A 19,248-nucleotide genomic window follows, 5' to 3' on the forward strand; every position below is an offset into this window, starting at 1 on the left:
CCTTTATCGTATGGTGAGCCACTCGGCGATCGGCCCCAATGCCAGCACCGGGAAGAAGGTGAGCGCCCCCACGATCAGCACGGTCGAAAGCAAGATGACCATGAACGTGCCGTTGTCCGTTTTGAATGTGCCGATCGTATCTGGCACCGGCTTCTTGGCCAAAAGCGAGCCTGCCGCCGCAAGCAGCGCGATCATCGAAATATAGCGTCCAAACAGCATCACAAGGCCGGTAGACACGTTCCAAAACGGCGTGTTGTCACCCAATCCCTCAAAGCCGGACCCGTTGTTCGCCGCTGACGACGTGAACTCATACACGACTTGCGAGATACCGTGGAAGCCGGGATTGGAGATCGCGGACGCCCCCATATCCGTAGCCAGGGCGATGGCCGAAGGTGCCAGAATGATCAGCGGATGAACCAAAATCGTGATGGCGATCAACTTCATCTCTTTCCCCTCGATTTTACGGCCGAGAAACTCCGGTGTGCGCCCGACCATCAGCCCTGCCAAAAAGACAGCCATAATCGCGTACATCAATATATTGACCATTCCGACGCCGTCACCGCCGAACACGCAGTTGAGCATCATTTCCGCAAGCGGCACCAATCCGCCGAGCGGGGTCAGCGTATCGTGCATGTTGTTGACCGTCCCCGTCGTGGCCGCCGTGGTGACTGCCGTGAACAGCGCGCTTTGCGCAATGCCAAAGCGAACTTCTTTTCCTTCCATACTGCCTGCTGCCTGCGACAGTCCGGCACCTGCAAGCACCGGATTTCCGTTCGTCTCATTGACGGTGACGATCGCCAGGAACAAAAGGAACACCAGCCCCATCGCCGCAAAGATGATTTTCCCTTGCTTGCGGCTTGCCGCCATGTGCCCGAATGTAAACGGCAGCGCGGCGGGAATCAGGAACATCGACAGGATCTCGATCACGTTGGTCAGCGGCGTCGGATTTTCAAACGGGTGCGAGGAATTGACCCCGAAAAAACCGCCGCCGTTCGTGCCCAGATGCTTGATCGATTCAAGTGCCGCCACCGGACCGCGGGCGATTTGCTGCACCGCCCCCTCGAGCGTCGTCGCATTGACCGTTCCGCCCAATGTCTGCGGTACACCTTGTGCGACCAATAGCAGCGTGACCACCACTGCAAGCGGCAGCAGCACGCGGGTATGGGCACGCACCAGGTCGACATAAAAGTTGCCGACGCTCCGTTTTCCCGTCACCCCCCGCATAAATGCAAGCGCAAGCGCAATGCCCGTAGCCGGTGTCGTAAACATCAAATAAATAATGACCATCATTTGCGAGAAATACGAAAGGCCCGATTCGCCGCTATAGTGCTGCAAATTCGTATTCGTCAAAAAACTCGTCGCCGTATTGAATGACAGAAGCGGCTCCATTCCCGCGATATTGCTCGGATTGAGCGGCAGCACGCCCTGCAGGCGCAGCAGGAGATACGCAATGATGACCATCACGAAATTGGAGAACAGCAGCGCTTTCGCATAGGTTTTCCAGTTCATGTCCTCTGTCGTGATGCCCGATATTTTATAAATGAAGCGCTCTGTCCCCCCGAATACCCGGTCCAAGCGGGTCGGTTCCAGTGAAAACGCGCGTGCCAGATAGGCTCCCATCGGTACGGCGCAAAGCAGCACGAGCGCCAGTACCACGGCAATTTGGATCAGATCGATAAAATCCACAGTCGTTCCTCCCTTTTGTCAATCGCACAGCCACAGGCTAATACTTTTCCGGATACACCAGCGCATGGATCAAATATCCCGTCACACCCGCGGTGATCAACAGCAGCAAAATCATTGCCCGCCGCCTCCCTGCTCTTCCGTCACTTTTTCACAAAACCGCACCGTTCCCAAAAATACGCCGAACGATAACACAATCAACAGAACGGCAACCACATCATCCATCTGCTCTCTTCCTCCCTGTTCGTTTCAATCGCACGCTCGGGCCAATCGACAGATCCATCGATTGTCCCTCCCCCCATTCGCTTAGCTGCATTCCTCGTTCCCTTTCGGCTCCTCCGGTTCGACCCGAACGAACCGCACTCGAACAAAAAAATAGACCAATGCTTACCCTTCCCCCAGTGAACGGCGCGCTGAAGCAGCAGGTGGACGGCAGCGAAAAAAATCGCCCCGCGCTCACCGATGCAAGCGTACATCCGTGTCACTGCCCGAGAAAAAGTACCCATTGGTCTACCTAACGCCCAGCAAGCATCACTGCCCTCTTTGCGCTCTGTCTCCCTGTTCCTTTTTGCCAAAAACAGTGATATTCAGTTCGCACTACTGCATGAAGCCAAAACAAAAAGACCTGCATCATTTGCATGTCGGGCAGGGTTGTTTTGCATAAACAGACAGCAAAAAAGCCCCCTCGATACAAGGCGGTCTTATGACCTCCTCCGCTTTAGCCGACGAAGTTAGCTGACGGGTAGGATGGCGAAAGAGTTTCTCATCCCTTCTGCATCTGCTGCAGAATAAACCCCAAAAGATTGGTTCCTCCGTTCCCGGATGCCCCGGGATTAGGCCGAATATGCAATTGATGCTTACGTGTCTGATTATACGCTGAACGATTTTGCTTGTGAATCCCGACAAAAATGCAAAAAAACGAGAAACAATGCCATTTCCACATATTAGAAAGACTTTATCTCCCGATACCTCATCCAATCTCATTATTTCTTCCGTTTTCACCATATTGACAAGCAAAAGTTGTCCCAAGTAAGATAAGGCACATTAGCAAACCGAGCAATTGGTGGAGGGAAAACGAGTGGCCATTTCCGCAAAGAAAAAAATGGAAGCCGATTTAAGTGAAGCATTCATCAAATTCCAACGCGATCTGCTGGGACGAGGACCGCAGGAAGCCAAGACGTACATCGTGTGTGACATGATCATCTCCCGTTTTAAAGGAGTGCTGACCGTCGAGGAAAAACATCTCGTCTCCCACGAGAAAGGCCGCCGCGTCGTCAAGGAAATGCGCCAGGTGCTGCGTGAAATGTACAGTGAAGAATCAGAAGAGATCGTCCAGCGGATCACCGGCTGCAAAGTTCTCTCCAGCCACAGCGACATCAGCACGAAAATGGGCGAGCGCATCGAGGTATTTGTGATGGACCGCGATGTGGAACGGTTTTTGGACGACAAACAAAAATAACGGACCGAACAGCGCCGGCACGCTCCTGGCGCCGATTTTTTTTGCACGCCGTCCCTCTCCTGCGTCGGCATACACTGTCTACAGACAGCTTTCGATGCAGGCGAAAGGAGAGACTTCCCCATGGCCAGATTGCCCGATGGCGTGCACATCAAGCGTGTGGTCAACTATTTGCGCCGCTCCCGCGAGGATGCAGAGCGCGAACGGCGAACGGGCGAGGATACGATCGCCCTGCAAAAGGACTTGATGGATCGTGTTCTGCGCGAGTACGGTCTGCCCTATGACCAGCTTATCGAGATCGGCAGCGGCGAGCGGATCGATACCCGGCCTGTGTTTTCACAGCTGCTGCGGGAGATCGCCGATGACCGCTACAACTGCATCGCCGTCAAGGAGATTTCCCGTCTGACCCGCGGCGACTTCCGTGACTACGGCCTTGTCTATGAATTGCTGCGCCAAAAACGCATCTTCATCCTTACGCCCTATCGCCTGTATGATCCGAAAAACGCCAATGACCTCAGGCAAATCCGCTTTGAATTGTTCCTTTCCCGCGAGGAGTTCGAGACGATCCGCGAGCGGATGCAGGGGGCGAAATACGCGTATGCCCGGTCCGGGAAGTTCATGGGTTCGACTCCCGCATTGGGCTATACCGCCAACCCGTCCACCCAGCGGCTGATGATCCAGGAGCCGGAAGCCGACATCGTCCGGCTCATCTTTGAGCTGTATGCGAACGGCCGATCCGCCAAAGAAATGAGCTATCGCGCCATTGCCACCTATTTGACCGAGCTCGGCATTCCCTCCCCCACCCGACGCGCACACTGGAACGCCCAAACCGTCAAGGCCATCCTGCAAAACCGCGTCTATCTCGGCGAAATTCGCTACAGCACATGCACATCGTACGCGGCCAGGCGGCTTGCCAAGCCAGCGGAAGAATGGATCGTCGTTCCTCGGGCGCACCCTCCCCTCATTTCCGATGCGCAGTTTTTCGCCGTTCAGCAAAAAATCGCCGAACGCGCCAAGCCTTCTACCCCGGGCAACCGCCAAACATCCGAGCTTGCGGGAATCGTACGCTGCAAGCGGTGCAATCGCCGCATGGTACGGCACGTGTCCAAAGGGACCACCAGCAAAAAAAATGGCGAGAAAACGGTCCGTTTAAAGGAAATGCTCATCTGTCCGACAAAAGGCTGCGCCTGCACCAGCTACCGCGACGTAGAGCGGCTCTTGCTGGAGGCGCTGCGCAGCATCCCGCTGCCGGAAGGAGGAGAACATTGGCAGCACTTCTTGCGCACTTACCGTGCCCGGCTCGATGATTCGCCGCAGCAGCCGTTGGAGGAACGGAGGCTGCGTTATTTGCAGCAGCAACGCAAACGGCTGCAGGAGCAGCTTGCGGCGATCTACCGCAATTTTGAGCTGGGCATCTACAGCGAACAGGAATTCACCCATCGCCGGCAAAGCGTGGAGCAGGAACGACAGCTTCTGGAAGAAAAGCTTGCGGCACAGAACGCGGCCAGCCCTGATGAGATTCACCAGACGGAACGGCACGATGAAACGACCGCTTCACCGCCATGGGCACCCGGGAAAGAACATGCCACACTGCTCTCTCTCTACCGTTCGCTGGCATATGCTCCTGCCCAAAACAGACTGCTCCGCTTTCTCATCGATTCGGCGTCGCTTTCGGTCATCCGCAAAGGAAAACGAGGCAAGCCCGCCGTTTTGGAGCTTACGATTTCATTTCGGCCATCGGATCTCACCATCGCCCGCTTCCCGCTTTAGTTGCCACGTATGCAGTCCGTCACGACGGGTATCATTAGTGCCAAAAACAGGCGGGTTCAGGTCGCGAAACGAGTATATGAGGAAATTTTGCAAACCGATGCTGCCATCAACCCTGGCAACAGCGGCGGCCCTTTGATCAACTTGCACGGCGAGGTTGTGGGATTGAACGCGTTTATCATTCAGTCCAGTCAAAGCCTGGGGTTTTCGATCGGTGTCAATTCCTTAAAGCCTTATCTGGAGGAAATCGTCCCCGATTGATGCGCCAGACGCGATTCCCAAAAGACAGGCGGGAATCCCCTCCTTCTTTTTCGGCTGTTTCGCTGCATCGCCCGAACCATGCAAAAGCATGTGACGGGTGATGCTCTTTCGCCGATTGAGAACAGCTACAAAAAAAAGCCCGATCGAGGATCGGACTTTATTGCTCTTTTTGAAAGGCAATCAAATAGACATCGTCGCCTGTCTGATTGATGGCTTCTTCCGCTCTCTTCAATTGATTCAACTGCTCTTCCGTGAGGCTGGCAATCGGCAGTTGATTGAGTCTGTTTGCGTTCTCCATACATACCTCCCGCAGTGGTTTCATCTGTACTATAACCTTGCGCAGGCATTCTTAGTCATGTTACGCCGGGGTAACGAGGACTTTCTCAATCGCAGCGCACGAACGCTTACAGAACAAAATCGGCAGCTCGCGCTCTTTCGCCTGGCATTTCACCGTTTTCGCCAGATTGTGATTGACAAAGTCGGTGAGAACCAGGATGAGGTCCGTGCCCGCCGGGATTTTCACCCCCGTTTGCGAGCTTTTGCGACCTGTCACGTGATGGACCTCGCGAAAACCGCGATCCTGCAAAAGATTGACGATATTGCCGAGGCGGTCGCCGCCGATGACTAAAACTTGAGACATGATTGTGTTCCTCCCTTAGATTTTTATGTATGTGAGTGCGTTGAATTTTATTGTTGAGAATGAATCTCATTATTATTGATAAATATTATCATTCCCAATTGTTTTTGACAATACTCATCGCCTACTTTTTTGTGACAAAGCTCGCGCTATTTTTTCCAATTTTGTCTGACCAAGTTTTTGTTGTCTTGCTCCATTGGAATTTTCAAGGATATAATAAGGACAAGTACATAAAGGAGGTGGCGAACATTGCAGACAATCGTTGAGGCACATGCCATATTTGAGCGTACAAAGGCTGCGATCGGCACGTTCATGAGCATCATTCAGCCTGTGATCGACAATGCGCAGGATGAGCATACGCGTCTTTACTACCACCACATACTGGAGGAAGAAGAGCAGCGGCTGGGCCGGCTGGAAGAACTGATTCCTTATTTGAAAGAAATCAGCTCCGCTCCTGTCGAAAACCTGAGCGACCGCGAGCTTTCCCACATGCTCTCCGATCTGAACCTGGAGCGCTTTGGATTACATAACTTTCGCGAACATCTGGAGCTTTCGCTGTATGAATTCAGCGATGAAGAGCGCCGTTCGCTGCTCAATACCATGCGGGAGTCGACGCAAAACGATTACCTGCGCATGAAGGACATCATGACCGAGCTTGCCAGCCGCTTCTCAGACGTCAAGCTCTCGTCCATTGAAGACCACGATCACGGCCACGACATTCATCAGGTAGACCATCTCAAAGCCTCGGCAAAAACAGCTACGCCAGCCGTTGCTGCTCCTGCGGCGGCAATCCCGGCCAAAAAAGGACTGACCGTGGGCAGCTTGCGCGGTAAATAAAATCACTTTTTGTGGAGGTACATACGATGGACAAACTCAGCCGTTACCCCGATTCCCCTCTTTCCCGGGATGAATGGAAGCAATTGGACGATACCGTTATTGACATGGCGCGCCGCCAACTGGTCGGTCGCCGTTTTCTCGATATTTACGGCCCGCTCGGTGAAGGGGTCCAAACCATCACGAACGACATTTACGACGAATCCCGCTTCGGCGGTTTGAATCTGCGCGGCGAATCGCTGGAGCTGACCCAGCCTAGCCGCCGCGTCAGCCTTACGATCCCGATTTTGTACAAAGATTTCATGCTGTATCGCCGCGACATTTCGCAAGCGCGCACATTGGGCATGCCGCTCGACCTGAGCGCATCCGCCAACGCTGCCGCGAGCTGCGCCCTGATGGAAGATGACCTGATTTTCAACGGTTCCAGCGAGTTTGATCTCCCTGGACTGATGAATGTCAAAGGCCGTCTGACCCATCTGAAAAGCGACTGGATGGAATCCGGCAATGCCTTCGCCGATGTCGTCGAGGCCCGCAACAAGCTGCTGAAAATGGGGCATAGCGGCCCGTATGCAATGGTTGTTTCTCCGGAGCTGTACACCCTCCTGCATCGCGTGCACAAAGGCACGACCGTGCTGGAGATCGACCATATCCGCAATCTCGTGACAGACGGCGTCTACCAGTCCCCTGTGATCAAGGGGCGCTCCGGCGTGATCGTCGCGACCGGCAGACACAACCTCGATCTGGCGATTGCCGAGGACTTTGACTCCGCCTTCCTGGGCGACGAGCAAATGAACAGCCTGCTGCGCGTTTATGAGTGTGTCGCATTGCGGATCAAGCGCCCGAGCGCGATCTGCACATTGGAAGAAACGGAATAACATCTCACCGTAACTTAAGAGCAAGCACCGCTTACGCTACAACCCATACAGGTTCGATTTCGTAAGCGGCGCTTGCTTTTCTTCTCTCATAATCGCATCTATTTTCAGAATAGAATGACGATAAATCACTTTGAAGGAGGCTCTTTCTATGTCCGACCACTCCCTGCGCATTAACCCGGAACGATTGAAAAACCGCATCGAAGCCCTTTCCCGCATCGGCCGCATTGCCGAAACAGGCGTGTGCCGCCTCGCGCTGTCCCCCGAGGACAAGGAAGCCGTAGAACTGGTCAAATCATGGATGGAAGAAGCAGGTATGACCGCCCGCATCGACAATTTCGGCAACCTGATCGGCCGCCTGGAAGGAAGCGATCCAGCGGCCCCGGTGTTGATGGTTGGTTCCCATATCGATTCCCAGCCGTACGGCGGCCGCTTCGACGGCGTGCTCGGCGTGCTTGGCGGCCTGGAGGCGATTCAGACGTACCGGGAGTCCGGGGCCATCCCTCCTGTACCCGTGGAGCTGGTTGCGTTTTGCGATGAGGAAGGCTGTCGTTTTAACAAAGGGCTGTTTGGCTCGCGCGGGATTCTCGGCAAGCTTGAGGAAGGAGAGCTGGAACGCGCCGATCAGAACGGCATCACACGCCGGCAGGCTTTGATCGATTTCGGCTGCGATCTCGACGGCTTTGCTGATTCCGAGTACCCGGCCGGCAGCATCGGCGCGTTCCTGGAGTTGCATATTGAGCAGGGACCGGTTTTGGAAGCGCTGGGTCATCCGGTCGGGATCGTCAGCGGCATTTCCGGTCCGTTATGGTGGACGGTTGAACTGAACGGCTTTGCAGGTCATGCGGGGTCTGTCCCGATGCCACTGCGCAAGGACGCTCTGCTCGGCGCAGCCAAAATCATTACTGCGCTCAACGACATCGCCAGGCAAGATCCCGAGGCGCCTACGGTCGGAACGGTCGGAAATCTCCAGGTATTCCCGAACTCACGCAACATCATCGCGGAGCGCGTGACATTCACCGTCGACTTGCGGGACATCGACATCGAGCGCCGCAACGCGCGTGAAGCCCAACTCCGCGAAGCGATCGAGACGATTTGCGCGGAAAACGGCCTCACCTACAGCATCAGCGTGGATACCGACAGCGAGCCGCGCTATTGCGCCGAGCCGATCAAGGCGATCATGCGTGAGGAAGCGGAGGCGATCGGCCTTACACCGCCTGAGCTGATGAGCGGCCCGTTCCATGACGCCCTCGCTCTCTCCTACGCCTGCGACTATGCGATGATTTTCGTCCGCAGCAAAGATGGAATCAGCCACAATCCGAAAGAATACTCCAGCTGGGAAGACATGGCGCTCGGAACGGAACTGTTATATCGCACCATTACCCGTCTGCTGGCAAAGCAGTAGAGTAGAGAAGAAGCCAACTAAAAAAAGTACATCCACCATCTCCGGTTGGATGTACTTTTTTCATTAGGCGATCCGCACAACGCGGTTTTTATCTGGATGTGGCAGGAACGGAAGCTCTACATGCGAGAGCGCGTACTCGATGCCGATGTCCTCGGCGAGCATTTGGGCTTCTTCACGGAACGGCAGCGTACAGCTGCCTTCGTTAAGCTCCACCAGACGCTTCAAACGTTTGAGCCGCTCCGCCATTTTCATTTCGCGCATTTTGGGGTTGCGCAAGTCCGATACGTTCACATGAACCGGATCAATGACCATGCCGATATCTTGAATATGTACGATGAGCCGCTGCCCTTCTTCCGTAACGATGCCGATCGAGCAAAACTGGGCGTCACACATCTCCAAACGGGTTATCACCGCATGAGAAAACTCTTCCCCGGAACGCAGGCGAATTTTTGCCGCTTCCACCGCTCCGCCAATTTTCCGTTCGTTGCTGATGACCGTATACATATCGGTATATCCATTAATCTCGTATCGCATGGCAACCTCCTGATCCAGCTTTTGGACTTGTCGTTGAAAGTCATTATCATTATCAATACAGTTATCCTATAATGAAAATCATTCTCTGTCAATACGATTGAGAATGATTTTTATTCGATTAGCTTCTGCTTTTTCCATCCGTTTTATCCACCAATGACCATATGGTATACTATGGAAAATTCCCAAAAGGAGCCACCTTTTATGCAAAAGTCTTACCTGGATAAAGCGATGATTTTTTTGGGTATTGCCATTTTGATCGGGTCTTATTTGCTCTATTCCGCGATTAATCGGGTCGCTGATTATGGCGAGGCGCTCACAGCAAGCGCTGCGCAAATCAACAGCCAATTGGCCAACATGTCCAATTTCCTCGGCGGGCTGTCCCGGTTCACGGCTTTTGGCGAAGCGAACGATGGCTCCCTGCCAACGGCACAGCAGCAGGCTATTATGCTGTCCAAGGAAGAAGCCCAGCTCTATTTGAATCTGACGGAAAAAGAGCTGTACGCCCTGATTGACCATTCGGATCTCCCGTATGTCAAGCTGAATCAGTCGTATCTGTTCCCACGGGCCGCCTTGGACGAATGGGCAAAAAAAGCGGGGAAAGCGCAGCTTCGGGTATCTTCCCCTTGATTCGCGTACCAAACAAAAACCCCCTTCTCGCTCTCTTTCGCGAAAGGGGGTTTCTCATTTGTCTCAGGTGAACAGCTTCAGCTTCTCGATCCGCTCGACCGCTTCCTGCAGCCGCGCTTCAGTGGAGAGCAATGCCACGCGGACATAGCCTTCTCCTGTCGGTCCGAAGCCGATGCCCGGCGCAACGGCGATATGGGCTTTTTCCAACAGGTGGTCCGCAAAGGAAGCCGACGTGAAGCCTGCCGGTACCGGCAGCCAGGCAAAAAACGAGCCTTGCGACGGCTTCGCGTCCCAACCAATGCGTGCCAGTCCGTCAAAGAGCGTGTTGCGGCGTTTTTCATATACGTTGACCAAGTCGCGGACGCATTGCTGCGAATCGGTCAGCGCGCGCACCGCTGCCATCTGTACGGCGCCGAACAAACTGACGAAATAATGGTCTTGCAGCTCGTTCATCAGTTTGACCAGCTCGCGGTTGCCGACCATCGCGCCGACGCGCCAGCCAGCCATGTTGTACGTTTTGGACAATGTGTAGAATTCGACACCGACCTCTTTGGCGCCCGGCACCTGCATGAAGCTGATCGGTTTTTGGTTATCATAGCTGATCGCGCCATAGGCGAAATCGTGGCAGACCACGATCTCATGCTTGCGGGCAAACTGGATCGTCTCTTCATAAAACTCCATCGGCGCATTGACCGCAGTCGGATTGTTCGGATAATTGAGGAACATCAGCTTGGCCCGTTCCAGATCAGCCGGGGCAAGCTCCGCGTAATCCGGCAGGAAATTGTTTTGCGCGCGCAGCGGCATCATCGCCATGCGGCCGCCGACAATCTCCACGCCCGACCAGTAGTCCGGATAGCCAGGGTCTGGCACAAGCGCAACATCGCCCGGGTTCATCATGATTTGGCAAATCTCCACCAGACCCGTCTTGCTGCCGAACAGGATGGCAACCTCTTCTTCCGGGTCCAGATCTACGTCAAACTCCGTCTTGTACCAATGGGCAAGCGCCTGTTTCAGCTCGCGTCTGCCCTGAAACGGCGGATATTTGTGATGCAGCGGATTGGCTGCCTGCACTTGCATTTCTTCTATAATATGTGATGGCGTCGGCAAGTCCGGGTTGCCTTGTCCCAAATTGATCAGATCATGTCCTTCAGCAATGACTTTGTTGACCTTTCCCACCAGTGTCGCAAAAAACTGGGTCGGAAGCCGCCCCATCATCGAGGCCGGTTGAATACGCATCTCATCTCTCATCCTTTCTCCACTTCCAAAATCGATCGAACCAAAACAAACCCCCTTCTCCTGCGGACAGAAGAAGGGGGAAAAACTTCTGTTGAAGTGAGCGTACCAGCGCAGGGCTTGCGTGTCAATTCCCTGTCTGCTGGATTTGGACCTTGGCCCCGTCTTTTACGAGCGTTTGGCCCCGCACAACAACCGTATTGCCTTCGGCAACCCCGCTCGTGATCTCGATCAGGTCGCTCGATTCCTTGCCTGTGGTGACTTCCACTTTTTTCGCGATACCGTTGTCGACGAGATACAAGTAGTGTTTGCCGCCTTCGTCAAACACCGCTTTTCTGGCGACGATCAGCGATTTTTTATCCGTTGCGGCATCGGCTTTCCATTTGACCGACACCACCATATCCGCTTTCAGCTCGCCGGATGGGTTGGGAATGGTGATTTCGATCGGGTACGCCTTGAGCGTCTGATCCATGACCGGGCTGACGGCTGTCACCGTCGCCTCGACTGTTTTGGCGAGCGCGGTGATCTCTACATTCACCTTGCTGCCTACTTTCACTTTCGTGACTTCCTGCTCAGCCAGATTCGCTTTCACTTTTAACGGGTCTGTATCCACGATGGTGACGACCGTTGCTTGCGGCGAGGCGATCTCGCCAGCCGCGCCCATGACCATGGCGACATAGCCGGAAATCGGCGCCTTGATGACGGTATTCGCGAGCTGCTCCTGGGCATTTGCCAGCGCAACGCGGCTTTGGTTGACCGACGCTTCGGAGACATTCACGCCTGTCAGCTTTTGCGCCGACTGATAGACATCCTGTGCATTCGCGTACGCGATTTGCGCGTTCGTTGCCGCGAGCTGCGCCTGCTCCAGCTGCTGTGTCGAAATCGCCCCGTCCTTAAACAGCTGCTGCATGCGCTGCAGATTGCGCTGTGCGTCCTGCAGCGATTTTTCCGCCTGCTGCAGGCTGTTTTTCGCCTGCTCCACACCTTGGCTGGAACTCGTTTTGCTTTGGTTCAGGCTTGCTTGCGCGAGGTTGAGCGCTGCCTGTGCCGATTGGACCGCATTGTTCAAATCCGTCTGCTCCAGCGTGAACAGCACATCTCCCTGTTTCACCTGCTGGCCCAGTTTGACATTCAAGTCTTTGATTTTGCCGCTCACCTTTGGCGCCACTTTCACTTCTTCGCTAGGCGCCAGCTTGCCGGAGATCCCGGCGCTGATTTCGATGTAGCCAGCCTTGACCGGTTCGACCTGCACCGGTGTCGGCGCTGCTTCCTGCTTCGGCTCGACCGCCGCTTCCTTGCCTGCCGAGCAGCCTCCCAGCACGAGAAAGAGCGTGAGCAGCCCAAGGGTGAGTTTCCCATTCTTTTTCATTGCGATTGTGAGCCTCCTATTCGACCGCCAGATCGGAAGTAATTCCTGGTTTTTTCTTCTTGGCCTTGCGCTTGTTTCTGCGATTGCGGAACTTGTTGCCCAAATCATCAAACCAGGTGTACACCACCGGAATCAAAATGAGTGTGATCAATGTCGAGAACGACAGACCGAACGTGACGACGACGGCCATCGGCGCCTGCGATTCGTTTCCTGCGCCACCGCCAAACGCCAGCGGCAAAATCGCCAAAATCGTCGCGAGCGTCGTCATCAAAATCGGGCGCAGACGCACCGGCCCTGCCGTGAAGATCGCCTCGTTGCGCTCCACCCCTTTTTTGCGCAGCGTGTTGATGTAGTCGATCAGCACGATCGCATTGTTCACGACGATCCCGATCAACAGAATGTAGCCGATGAATGCCGAGACGGACAGTGAAATCCCGGTGACCAACAGCCCGATCACCACGCCGATGAAGGTCGGCGGGATGGAGAACATGATGATGAACGGCGCGAACAGCGATTCGAACTGGCTCGCCATGACCATGTAGACCAGGACGATCGACAGAACGATCGCCAAGCCCAAGCTGCCGAACGCTTCCGCCATGTCTTTGCTTTGTCCGCCGTACTCGATGGTATAGCCGTCCGGCAGCCGCAGCCCGGCCAACCGTTTTTGCAAATCGGCTGAAATGGAATTGAGATCGCGATCCACGATGTCGGACGTGATCGTCACTTCACGCGTTTGGTTGACGCGCTTGATCAGCTGCGGCACGTTTTCTTCGACGATCTTGGCCACCGAGGAAAGCGCGATCTGCGCGCCGCCGGGCGTTGGAATCCGCAGTTGTTCCAAATAAGAAATGTCTTCCTTGTACGCTTCCGGCAGACGCATGTTGACATCGACCTCATCATCGCCCGTACGGTATTTGGTGATGGTCTGCCCCTGGAATGCCGTCCGTACGCTGGACAAAATTTGCTGGCTGGACAACCCGTATGTCCCTGCTTTTTGCAGATCGACGACCAGTTGCAGCTCATTCTGTTTGGACGTAAGCGATGTCGTGACGTTTCTCGTTCCTTGCACTTGTTTGACTTCTTCGGCGATGATGCTGCTGATGTCCTCCAGCACCGCCATGTCGTCCCCGCGCAAGCTGACTTCAAGCGGAGCGGTCGGCGGGCCGCCGGAGTTGTCCAGCTCTTTGACCGTAATTTCTGCGCCGGCGATATGTGCGACCTGCTTGCGCAAATCCTCGACGATTTCCAGTGTGGTGCGCTTCCGTTTTTCCTTATCCCCAACCGAGATCGTCAGCTGCGCCTCGTTGGTTGCTGCCTGCGCGACGACGGAATTGCCTGCGGCGGAACCAATCGACGTGTACAGCTGCTCAAGCTCCGGAATCTTTTTGGCAAACGATTCGACCTGGGTGACGATGGCTTCCGTTTCTTTCAGCATGGAGCCATTGGGCAGCTTGATGTCGACGCTGATTTTTCCTTGGTCAAGCTTCGGGATGAATTCTGCCCCGACCATGCCTGCGAGCGGAATCGTCGCAATAAACATGGCGATCGTGATGAAAAACACGGTTTTGCGGTGGCCGACCGACCAGCGCAGCAAGCGTCCGTAGCCTTTCGTCACTTTATGGAAGCCGACGTTAAACCAGACGATCGGGTTGATGCCGCGATATGTGCCGCTTTCGTAAATCGCCGTGTTCGGCAGTCGTTTCAGCCAGCGGGCGCTCAGCATCGGCACGAGCGCCATCGAAGCGACCAAGGCTGCCAAGTGGGAAAAGACGACCGTGAGCGCAAGTGGACCGAACAATTGCGAGGCCAGGCCTTCGACGAATACGATCGGCAAAAATACGGAGATTTGGGCCAATGCCGACGCCATAACCGCCGTGCTGACCTCGCGCGCGCCGATGTCGGCGGCTTCCCACATGCTTTTGCCCTCTTCCCGATGGCGGAAAATGTTCTCCAAAATAACGACCGCAAAGTCCACGAGTGACCCCAAGCCGAGCGTAAGCCCGCTCAAGGAGAACAGGTTGATCGTCTGTCCGGTAAAATACATCAGACAGAACGTCGCGATGACCGAAATCGGAATCACGATCGCGATGATGATCATGGAGCGGTAGCTGTTCAGGAAGCAGAGCAGCACCAGGATGGAGAAAAGTCCCCCGATCAGGGCGTGCTCGCCTACCGTATAGATCGAGTCTTTAATGAAAGTTGACGTATCGAGCGTCGTCGTCACCTTGATGTTTGCCGGAAGCTCCGCCTGCAGCTCGGCAAGCTTGGCTTTCACCTGATCGGCGACGGAAATCGTGTTGCCGCCGGAAGCTTTCAAGATGTTGACCCCGACGCTCGGCATGCCGTCGAGATAAGCTTTTTGCGTGACTTCTTTAAACGTGTCGCTGACTGTCGCGATATTTTTCAATTGAATGCTGCCTTGCCCGACGCGAATCGGCGTTTCGCCAATTTGGGCAACGTCCTTGAATTCGCTTTGCAGCCTGATGTTGATCTTGGCGTCGCCTTGGCGAATGACGCCTGCTGCACCGGAAATATTGGTGCTCATGACCGCCTGCTGGATTTGGTCCAGCGTCAGTCCATAGGCGGCGATCCGATTCGGGTCAAGCTCGACTTCCACCTCGCGCGTCTTGCCGCCGGAAATACCGACGGAGGCGACGCCGTCGATCCGCTCCAAACGCGGCTTCATGACGTTTTCTACGAGGGCTTTCAGCTTGACGATGTCGGATTCGCCCGTTACCGCCAGCGTGATGATCGGCATCGAGTTCGGGTCCAGCCGCAAGATGCGCGGCGACTTGGCGGAATCCGGCAGCGCTCCCCGCACCTGGTCGACCTTGTCGCGCAAGTTCAGCGTCGCCTGGTCCATGTCGACGCCCCAGTTGAATTCCACAATGACCTGTGAGGCGCCCTCTGCCGAGTTGGACGTGACCCGCTTGATGTTGGCGACGGTTCCGACCGACTCCTCGATCGGTTTGGTGACAAGCTTCTCCACCTCGCTCGGCGTACCGCCGTCAACGGAAGTGACCACGATCGCCACCGGAAAATTCAGCTCCGGATACAGGTCCACCGCCAGCTTGGGCAGTGAAATAAATCCAAAGATCAGGACCGCAATCGCCAGCATCATGATGGTGATCGGCCGTCTGATCGAAAAACTGGAAAAACTCATTCGTGTTCACTCCCTTTCTCCCGCTTTAACGCATCCCATTTGTGCGCAAAGCATGTGTAAACGATTTGCAAGGACTGCATGATTCCCTCCATATCCTCCGGTTTCACACGCGAGAACAGCTCTTCATTGTACTGCTCCTGCAAAAAAGGCAGTTTATCCTCCAAATCTTTTAAATGTTGCGCCAATGAAACCCACACAACCCGCCGATCCCTCTCATCCTTTTTGCGCACGACCATTTGGTGCCGCTCCATGCGGTCGATGATGCCGGATGTCGTGCTGTAGGAGAGATCGACCAGCCTGCTGATTTCACCGATGGTTCTGGGGCCTTGTTTGAGCTGCTGGATGACCAGCATCTGCGGCTTGGTGACGCCGCATCGTTCAAGCTCTTCAGAACCGATCAGGAAATACAGCTCGCAAACCCGTGAAATGAGAGAAGACAATTGCATGACAGGTTTCATAAGTGCCTCCACAAACTATTTCGTGCTGCAAAATATTATGACATAGAAGGTATTTCGCAGCAAGAAATAATTGGGTAAAGAATTGTTAAGGGGTGGTGAAGGTGAGGGGCTTTTTGAAGAAAGCTGCGCTCCGCTGTTACCATGCCCGCTGCGGGTGGGGATGGCCGGCTCCGGCAAAAAACGAAAACCGCGCCCCAAAGCCACACGCTGCGCGGCGGGTGCCTCTCAGGGAAGATATGAGGCGCGAAAGACGTTTTCGTTTTTTGCCTCCGCCTGGGTCGGCATGGTAAAGGCTGCGCTCCGCTTTCTTCAAAAAGCCCTTCGCTGCTGTGGTAGGATAAGAAAACCTCTTTAATAAAAAAAACATTTCGTAAGCAGGAATGCCTCGATGAATAACATGACGAAAAGCCGCCAACGATTGAGAGCCCTGCAAAAGTCATACAGTTTCTGTAAAAACAAGACCCAGTACGTTCGCGGTACTGGGTCTTGTTATATAATTAAAGAAAACGAAAGAGTTGGATTTCATGCTTCATTCTGCGAAACAACAATCGCTCTCCTTCCACGCGGAGTTATATAAACTAATCCCAGAAAATCATCTATTGCGTCAAATTCATGATGTAGTCGATTTTTCTTTTATTCATGACTTGGTACGCACCTCATATTGCGAATATTACGGTAGACCGGCGAACGAGCCGGAGCTACTGTTTCGCCTCTTGTTTATGCAGTATCTGTATAACCTGTCGGATGAACGGATGATTCAAGAAGCACAAGTGAACTTGGCCTATAAATGGTTTGCTGGTTTGAATCCGGAAGACGCACTCCCTGCCCCTTCGCAATTATCACGTTTTCGAAATCATCGGCTTGGTGCCAGCCAAGTAGATGACGTCCTGAAGAATATTGTAAAGCAGTGTATCGACAAAGGGATCATCAAATCAAAAACGGTTATCATGGATGCCACGCATTCGCTGGCCGGGGGTCAAACACAACGTCCGCTTGAAGTTCTTCGCGATGCAGCCAAACGCTTAGTCCGTGTTGTGGTCAAGAAACATCCCAAGCTTGAAAAAAAGCTTCCGCGTCAACCGAAACTGGAGAAAGATCAAGCGGATGCGGAAAAAGTCATGCTGCATTATCTTGCTGATCTTGGTGAAGCCGTGGAGCATTTCCTTCCTGACCATGAAGGAGCTATCTCAGAAAAACTCCACATTGCCAAACAAATCGTGGAGGACGAGCGACTTCTAGCAAACAAAGGGATCATGTCTGCGATTGACCCGGATGCCCGTTTTGGATGGAAAAGCAACACGAAGTCGTTTTTTGGTTACAAAGAACATATCGCCATGACGGAGGAAGAGATTATCACTGCGGTGGAAGTAACGGGTGGGAGCGCAGATGACGGTAAACAGTTTACAAAACTCTTGAATCAGTCATTGGATACAGGAATGGAAATCAGTGAAGTGATTGGGGATACTGCCTATTCGAGTAAAGATAATTTGGCGGTCATGAAAAAAGAGGAAATTCAACCGGTCGTTCCTCTTAACCCTGTCGTACATAACGGTGGTCAAAAACAGGAAGGATTCGACTATAACAAAGATGCGGATTTTGTGATTTGTCCGGCAGGGGAACACAGCATTCGTAAAGCGATCCAAGGAAGCAAACAGACGGGAAAAAGTCGTTCTCTTGTCTTCTACTTTGACATTGAAAAATGTAAGGTGTGCCCACTTCGAGAAGGATGTTTCAAGCCGGGAGCCAAGAGCAAAACGTATTCGATTCGGATCGTGGCAGAGCATTATCAAGAACAAATCGAGTTTGAGATGAGCGAAACGTTTAAAGAACGAATCAAACGCCGCCCGATCATCGAGCACAAAAATGCGGAACTCAAACGATTTCATGGGTTGACCAGGGCCAAATACCGTGGTTTGTTCCGCATGCGAATACAAGCAATACTGACAGCTTTTGCCGTGAATGCGAAGCGGATGGTGAAGCTCATAAATAAAATGCAGCCAGTCTCCTGAGGAGGATGGCTGCATTTTTTCATGGAAACGGTACTTCTTGTGACCCCGAGTAGTCCTTCTACGAAAAAGAAGGGTATTTAGCAGGGCTCTCACGATTGGGCGGCTTTCTCGTATTTCTTCCTTTAAGAAGTCGGCAGCATGCGATGCTTCAATTGGGGAAACACTTCGCGGATGTGAGCGATTTGGGACAGGTCGATCTCCGATTTGACGACGGTTTCGTGCTCGCCGCCCGATGCGATGGTGACGCCCCACGGATCGACGATTTGGCTGTGTCCGCCCATGAAGACGTCGCGGGTTTTCCCGACGCAGTTGCAGGAGATCAGATAGCATTGGTTTTCCAGCGCGCGCGTCTGGTTGAACAGGTTCCAGTGCGCGAGCCGTGCGTGCGGCCAAGCGGATGTGACCAGGAGCAGCTCAGCGCCCAAATCGACCTGGCGGCGGAAGAGTTCGGGGAAGCGCAAGTCGTAGCAGGTGGCCAGTCCCACTTTGCCAAAAGAGGTCTCGACGACGACCGGTTCGCTGCCTGCGGTCAAAAGCTGCCCTTCGGCCGAGCCGTAGCGGAACAGGTGGATTTTGCGGTAGCTGCCGATCAATTCGCCTGCCGGGCTGAACAACACGCTCGTATTGTAATAGTTGTCGCCGTCGCGCTCCACAAAGCTGCCGGCAAACAGATGGGTTTGCAGCTCCTTCGCTTTGCGCGCAAAGCGCTGGACGAATTCGCCATCGATCGGCTCCGCCTCCGCATGGTACCGGTCGAACGAAAAATAACCGGTCGCCCAAATTTCCGGCAGCAGAATCAAATCCGCTCCCGCCTGCGCGTCAAGCATGCCCTCTACCCGTTTGATGCGCTCATCGCGCGTTTCGGTGTCTTTGATTTCGACTTGAATGGATGCTACATTCATGCCTTCTCTCCTCCCTTATCATCAGGAAATCATCTTTT

The 19,248-nt window shown here is 54.0% G+C and carries 18 protein-coding genes and 1 riboswitch; of the genes, 8 read left to right on the top strand and 10 right to left on the bottom strand.

All coding sequences use genetic code 11. The features are described from left to right. Positions 1-3: 3 nt before the first annotated feature. The gene (gene kdpA, locus ACTID9_RS20240; protein ID WP_441072666.1) at positions 4-1,677 is read right to left on the bottom strand and encodes a potassium-transporting ATPase subunit KdpA; all 1,674 of its coding nucleotides are present in this window, start codon (positions 1,675-1,677) and stop codon (positions 4-6) included. Positions 1,678-1,723: 46 nt separating this feature from the next. Continuing rightward, positions 1,724-1,801: a potassium-transporting ATPase subunit F gene (locus tag ACTID9_RS20245; protein WP_122919229.1), complete on the bottom strand. Its 78-nt coding sequence runs from the start codon at positions 1,799-1,801 to the stop codon at positions 1,724-1,726. A gap of 588 nt (positions 1,802-2,389) precedes the next feature. After that, a riboswitch (cyclic di-AMP (ydaO/yuaA leader) is annotated at positions 2,390-2,533 on the bottom strand. 228 nt (positions 2,534-2,761) lie between these two features. Here ACTID9_RS20245 and ACTID9_RS20250 point away from each other — a divergent pair. The 3 genes from ACTID9_RS20250 (at position 2,762) to ACTID9_RS20260 (ending at position 5,167) form a co-directional block, all read left to right on the top strand. Beyond that, on the top strand, positions 2,762-3,142 hold the full coding sequence (locus ACTID9_RS20250) for a DUF2294 domain-containing protein (protein ID WP_441066687.1): 381 nt from the start codon (positions 2,762-2,764) through the stop codon (positions 3,140-3,142). Between the two features lie 120 nt (positions 3,143-3,262). Beyond that, positions 3,263-4,909, top strand: a complete 1,647-nt coding sequence (locus ACTID9_RS20255) for a recombinase family protein (RefSeq protein WP_441066688.1) — start codon at positions 3,263-3,265, stop codon at positions 4,907-4,909. Between the two features lie 9 nt (positions 4,910-4,918). Then, positions 4,919-5,167 carry a trypsin-like serine protease gene (locus ACTID9_RS20260; RefSeq protein ID WP_354090920.1) on the top strand — a complete coding sequence of 83 codons (249 nt, stop codon included), beginning with the start codon at positions 4,919-4,921 and terminating at the stop codon, positions 5,165-5,167. Between the two features lie 157 nt (positions 5,168-5,324). Here ACTID9_RS20260 and ACTID9_RS20265 read toward each other — a convergent pair whose 3' ends face one another. Then, positions 5,325-5,465 (bottom strand): hypothetical protein, encoded by a 141-nt coding sequence (locus ACTID9_RS20265; RefSeq protein ID WP_441066689.1) that lies wholly within the window; start codon positions 5,463-5,465, stop codon positions 5,325-5,327. Between the two features lie 60 nt (positions 5,466-5,525). Next, the gene (locus ACTID9_RS20270; protein ID WP_441066690.1) at positions 5,526-5,807 is read right to left on the bottom strand and encodes a DUF2325 domain-containing protein; all 282 of its coding nucleotides are present in this window, start codon (positions 5,805-5,807) and stop codon (positions 5,526-5,528) included. A 246-nt stretch (positions 5,808-6,053) separates the two neighbouring features. Here ACTID9_RS20270 and ACTID9_RS20275 point away from each other — a divergent pair, with 246 nt between their 5' ends. The 3 genes from ACTID9_RS20275 to ACTID9_RS20285 all read left to right on the top strand — a co-directional run bounded on the left by ACTID9_RS20275 (position 6,054) and on the right by ACTID9_RS20285 (position 8,915). Beyond that, the gene (locus tag ACTID9_RS20275; protein WP_441066691.1) at positions 6,054-6,641 is read left to right on the top strand and encodes an IMEF encapsulin system ferritin-like cargo protein; all 588 of its coding nucleotides are present in this window, start codon (positions 6,054-6,056) and stop codon (positions 6,639-6,641) included. 26 nt (positions 6,642-6,667) lie between these two features. After that, positions 6,668-7,513, top strand: coding sequence for a family 1 encapsulin nanocompartment shell protein (locus ACTID9_RS20280; RefSeq protein WP_441066692.1), 846 nt, complete (start codon positions 6,668-6,670; stop codon positions 7,511-7,513). A 148-nt stretch (positions 7,514-7,661) separates the two neighbouring features. Continuing rightward, positions 7,662-8,915 (top strand): M20 family metallo-hydrolase, encoded by a 1,254-nt coding sequence (locus ACTID9_RS20285; protein WP_441066693.1) that lies wholly within the window; start codon positions 7,662-7,664, stop codon positions 8,913-8,915. A 63-nt stretch (positions 8,916-8,978) separates the two neighbouring features. On the opposite strand, the gene ACTID9_RS20290 is transcribed toward ACTID9_RS20285, so the two are convergent. Then, positions 8,979-9,449: a hypothetical protein gene (locus ACTID9_RS20290; protein WP_441066694.1), complete on the bottom strand. Its 471-nt coding sequence runs from the start codon at positions 9,447-9,449 to the stop codon at positions 8,979-8,981. Positions 9,450-9,650: 201 nt separating this feature from the next. On the opposite strand from ACTID9_RS20290, the gene ACTID9_RS20295 reads away from it, so the two are divergent. Then, positions 9,651-10,076: a helix-turn-helix domain-containing protein gene (locus ACTID9_RS20295; protein ID WP_441066695.1), complete on the top strand. Its 426-nt coding sequence runs from the start codon at positions 9,651-9,653 to the stop codon at positions 10,074-10,076. 63 nt (positions 10,077-10,139) lie between these two features. On the opposite strand, the gene ACTID9_RS20300 is transcribed toward ACTID9_RS20295, so the two are convergent. The 4 genes from ACTID9_RS20300 to ACTID9_RS20315 form a co-directional block, all read right to left on the bottom strand. Then, positions 10,140-11,312 (bottom strand): pyridoxal phosphate-dependent aminotransferase, encoded by a 1,173-nt coding sequence (locus ACTID9_RS20300; protein ID WP_441066696.1) that lies wholly within the window; start codon positions 11,310-11,312, stop codon positions 10,140-10,142. A gap of 124 nt (positions 11,313-11,436) precedes the next feature. Beyond that, positions 11,437-12,678, bottom strand: a complete 1,242-nt coding sequence (locus ACTID9_RS20305) for an efflux RND transporter periplasmic adaptor subunit (protein ID WP_441066697.1) — start codon at positions 12,676-12,678, stop codon at positions 11,437-11,439. 16 nt (positions 12,679-12,694) lie between these two features. Next, on the bottom strand, positions 12,695-15,841 hold the full coding sequence (locus tag ACTID9_RS20310; RefSeq protein ID WP_441066698.1) for an efflux RND transporter permease subunit: 3,147 nt from the start codon (positions 15,839-15,841) through the stop codon (positions 12,695-12,697). Then, on the bottom strand, positions 15,838-16,299 hold the full coding sequence (locus ACTID9_RS20315; RefSeq protein WP_441066699.1) for a MarR family winged helix-turn-helix transcriptional regulator: 462 nt from the start codon (positions 16,297-16,299) through the stop codon (positions 15,838-15,840). The genes ACTID9_RS20310 and ACTID9_RS20315 overlap by 4 nt, the downstream gene beginning before the upstream one ends. 524 nt (positions 16,300-16,823) lie before the next feature. Between ACTID9_RS20315 and ACTID9_RS20320 the strand changes: the two genes are divergently transcribed. Continuing rightward, positions 16,824-18,308 (top strand): IS1182 family transposase, encoded by a 1,485-nt coding sequence (locus ACTID9_RS20320; RefSeq protein ID WP_441066634.1) that lies wholly within the window; start codon positions 16,824-16,826, stop codon positions 18,306-18,308. Positions 18,309-18,430: 122 nt separating this feature from the next. Here the strand turns inward: ACTID9_RS20320 and ACTID9_RS20325 are convergent, their stop codons facing one another. Next, positions 18,431-19,210, bottom strand: coding sequence for a carbon-nitrogen family hydrolase (locus ACTID9_RS20325; protein ID WP_441066700.1), 780 nt, complete (start codon positions 19,208-19,210; stop codon positions 18,431-18,433). Positions 19,211-19,248 lie beyond the last annotated feature (38 nt).

This window comes from Brevibacillus fluminis (assembly GCF_052072235.1).
GTDB lineage: Bacteria > Bacillota > Bacilli > Brevibacillales > Brevibacillaceae > Brevibacillus_D > Brevibacillus_D fluminis_A.

Bases quoted from the DNA above. Each gene is read 5' to 3' on its own strand.
- ACTID9_RS20245 (WP_122919229.1), bottom strand. From the start codon at position 1,801: ATGATTTTGCTGCTGTTGATCACCGCGGGTGTGACGGGATATTTGATC.
- ACTID9_RS20255 (WP_441066688.1), top strand. From the start codon at position 3,263: ATGGCCAGATTGCCCGATGGCGTGCACATCAAGCGTGTGGTCAACTAT.
- ACTID9_RS20260 (WP_354090920.1), top strand. From the start codon at position 4,919: ATGCAGTCCGTCACGACGGGTATCATTAGTGCCAAAAACAGGCGGGTT.
- ACTID9_RS20265 (WP_441066689.1), bottom strand. From the start codon at position 5,465: ATGGAGAACGCAAACAGACTCAATCAACTGCCGATTGCCAGCCTCACG.
- ACTID9_RS20270 (WP_441066690.1), bottom strand. From the start codon at position 5,807: ATGTCTCAAGTTTTAGTCATCGGCGGCGACCGCCTCGGCAATATCGTC.
- ACTID9_RS20280 (WP_441066692.1), top strand. From the start codon at position 6,668: ATGGACAAACTCAGCCGTTACCCCGATTCCCCTCTTTCCCGGGATGAA.
- ACTID9_RS20285 (WP_441066693.1), top strand. From the start codon at position 7,662: ATGTCCGACCACTCCCTGCGCATTAACCCGGAACGATTGAAAAACCGC.
- ACTID9_RS20290 (WP_441066694.1), bottom strand. From the start codon at position 9,449: ATGCGATACGAGATTAATGGATATACCGATATGTATACGGTCATCAGC.
- ACTID9_RS20295 (WP_441066695.1), top strand. From the start codon at position 9,651: ATGCAAAAGTCTTACCTGGATAAAGCGATGATTTTTTTGGGTATTGCC.
- ACTID9_RS20300 (WP_441066696.1), bottom strand. From the start codon at position 11,312: ATGCGTATTCAACCGGCCTCGATGATGGGGCGGCTTCCGACCCAGTTT.
- ACTID9_RS20305 (WP_441066697.1), bottom strand. From the start codon at position 12,678: ATGAAAAAGAATGGGAAACTCACCCTTGGGCTGCTCACGCTCTTTCTC.
- ACTID9_RS20310 (WP_441066698.1), bottom strand. From the start codon at position 15,841: ATGAGTTTTTCCAGTTTTTCGATCAGACGGCCGATCACCATCATGATG.
- ACTID9_RS20315 (WP_441066699.1), bottom strand. From the start codon at position 16,299: ATGAAACCTGTCATGCAATTGTCTTCTCTCATTTCACGGGTTTGCGAG.
- ACTID9_RS20320 (WP_441066634.1), top strand. From the start codon at position 16,824: ATGCTTCATTCTGCGAAACAACAATCGCTCTCCTTCCACGCGGAGTTA.
- ACTID9_RS20325 (WP_441066700.1), bottom strand. From the start codon at position 19,210: ATGAATGTAGCATCCATTCAAGTCGAAATCAAAGACACCGAAACGCGC.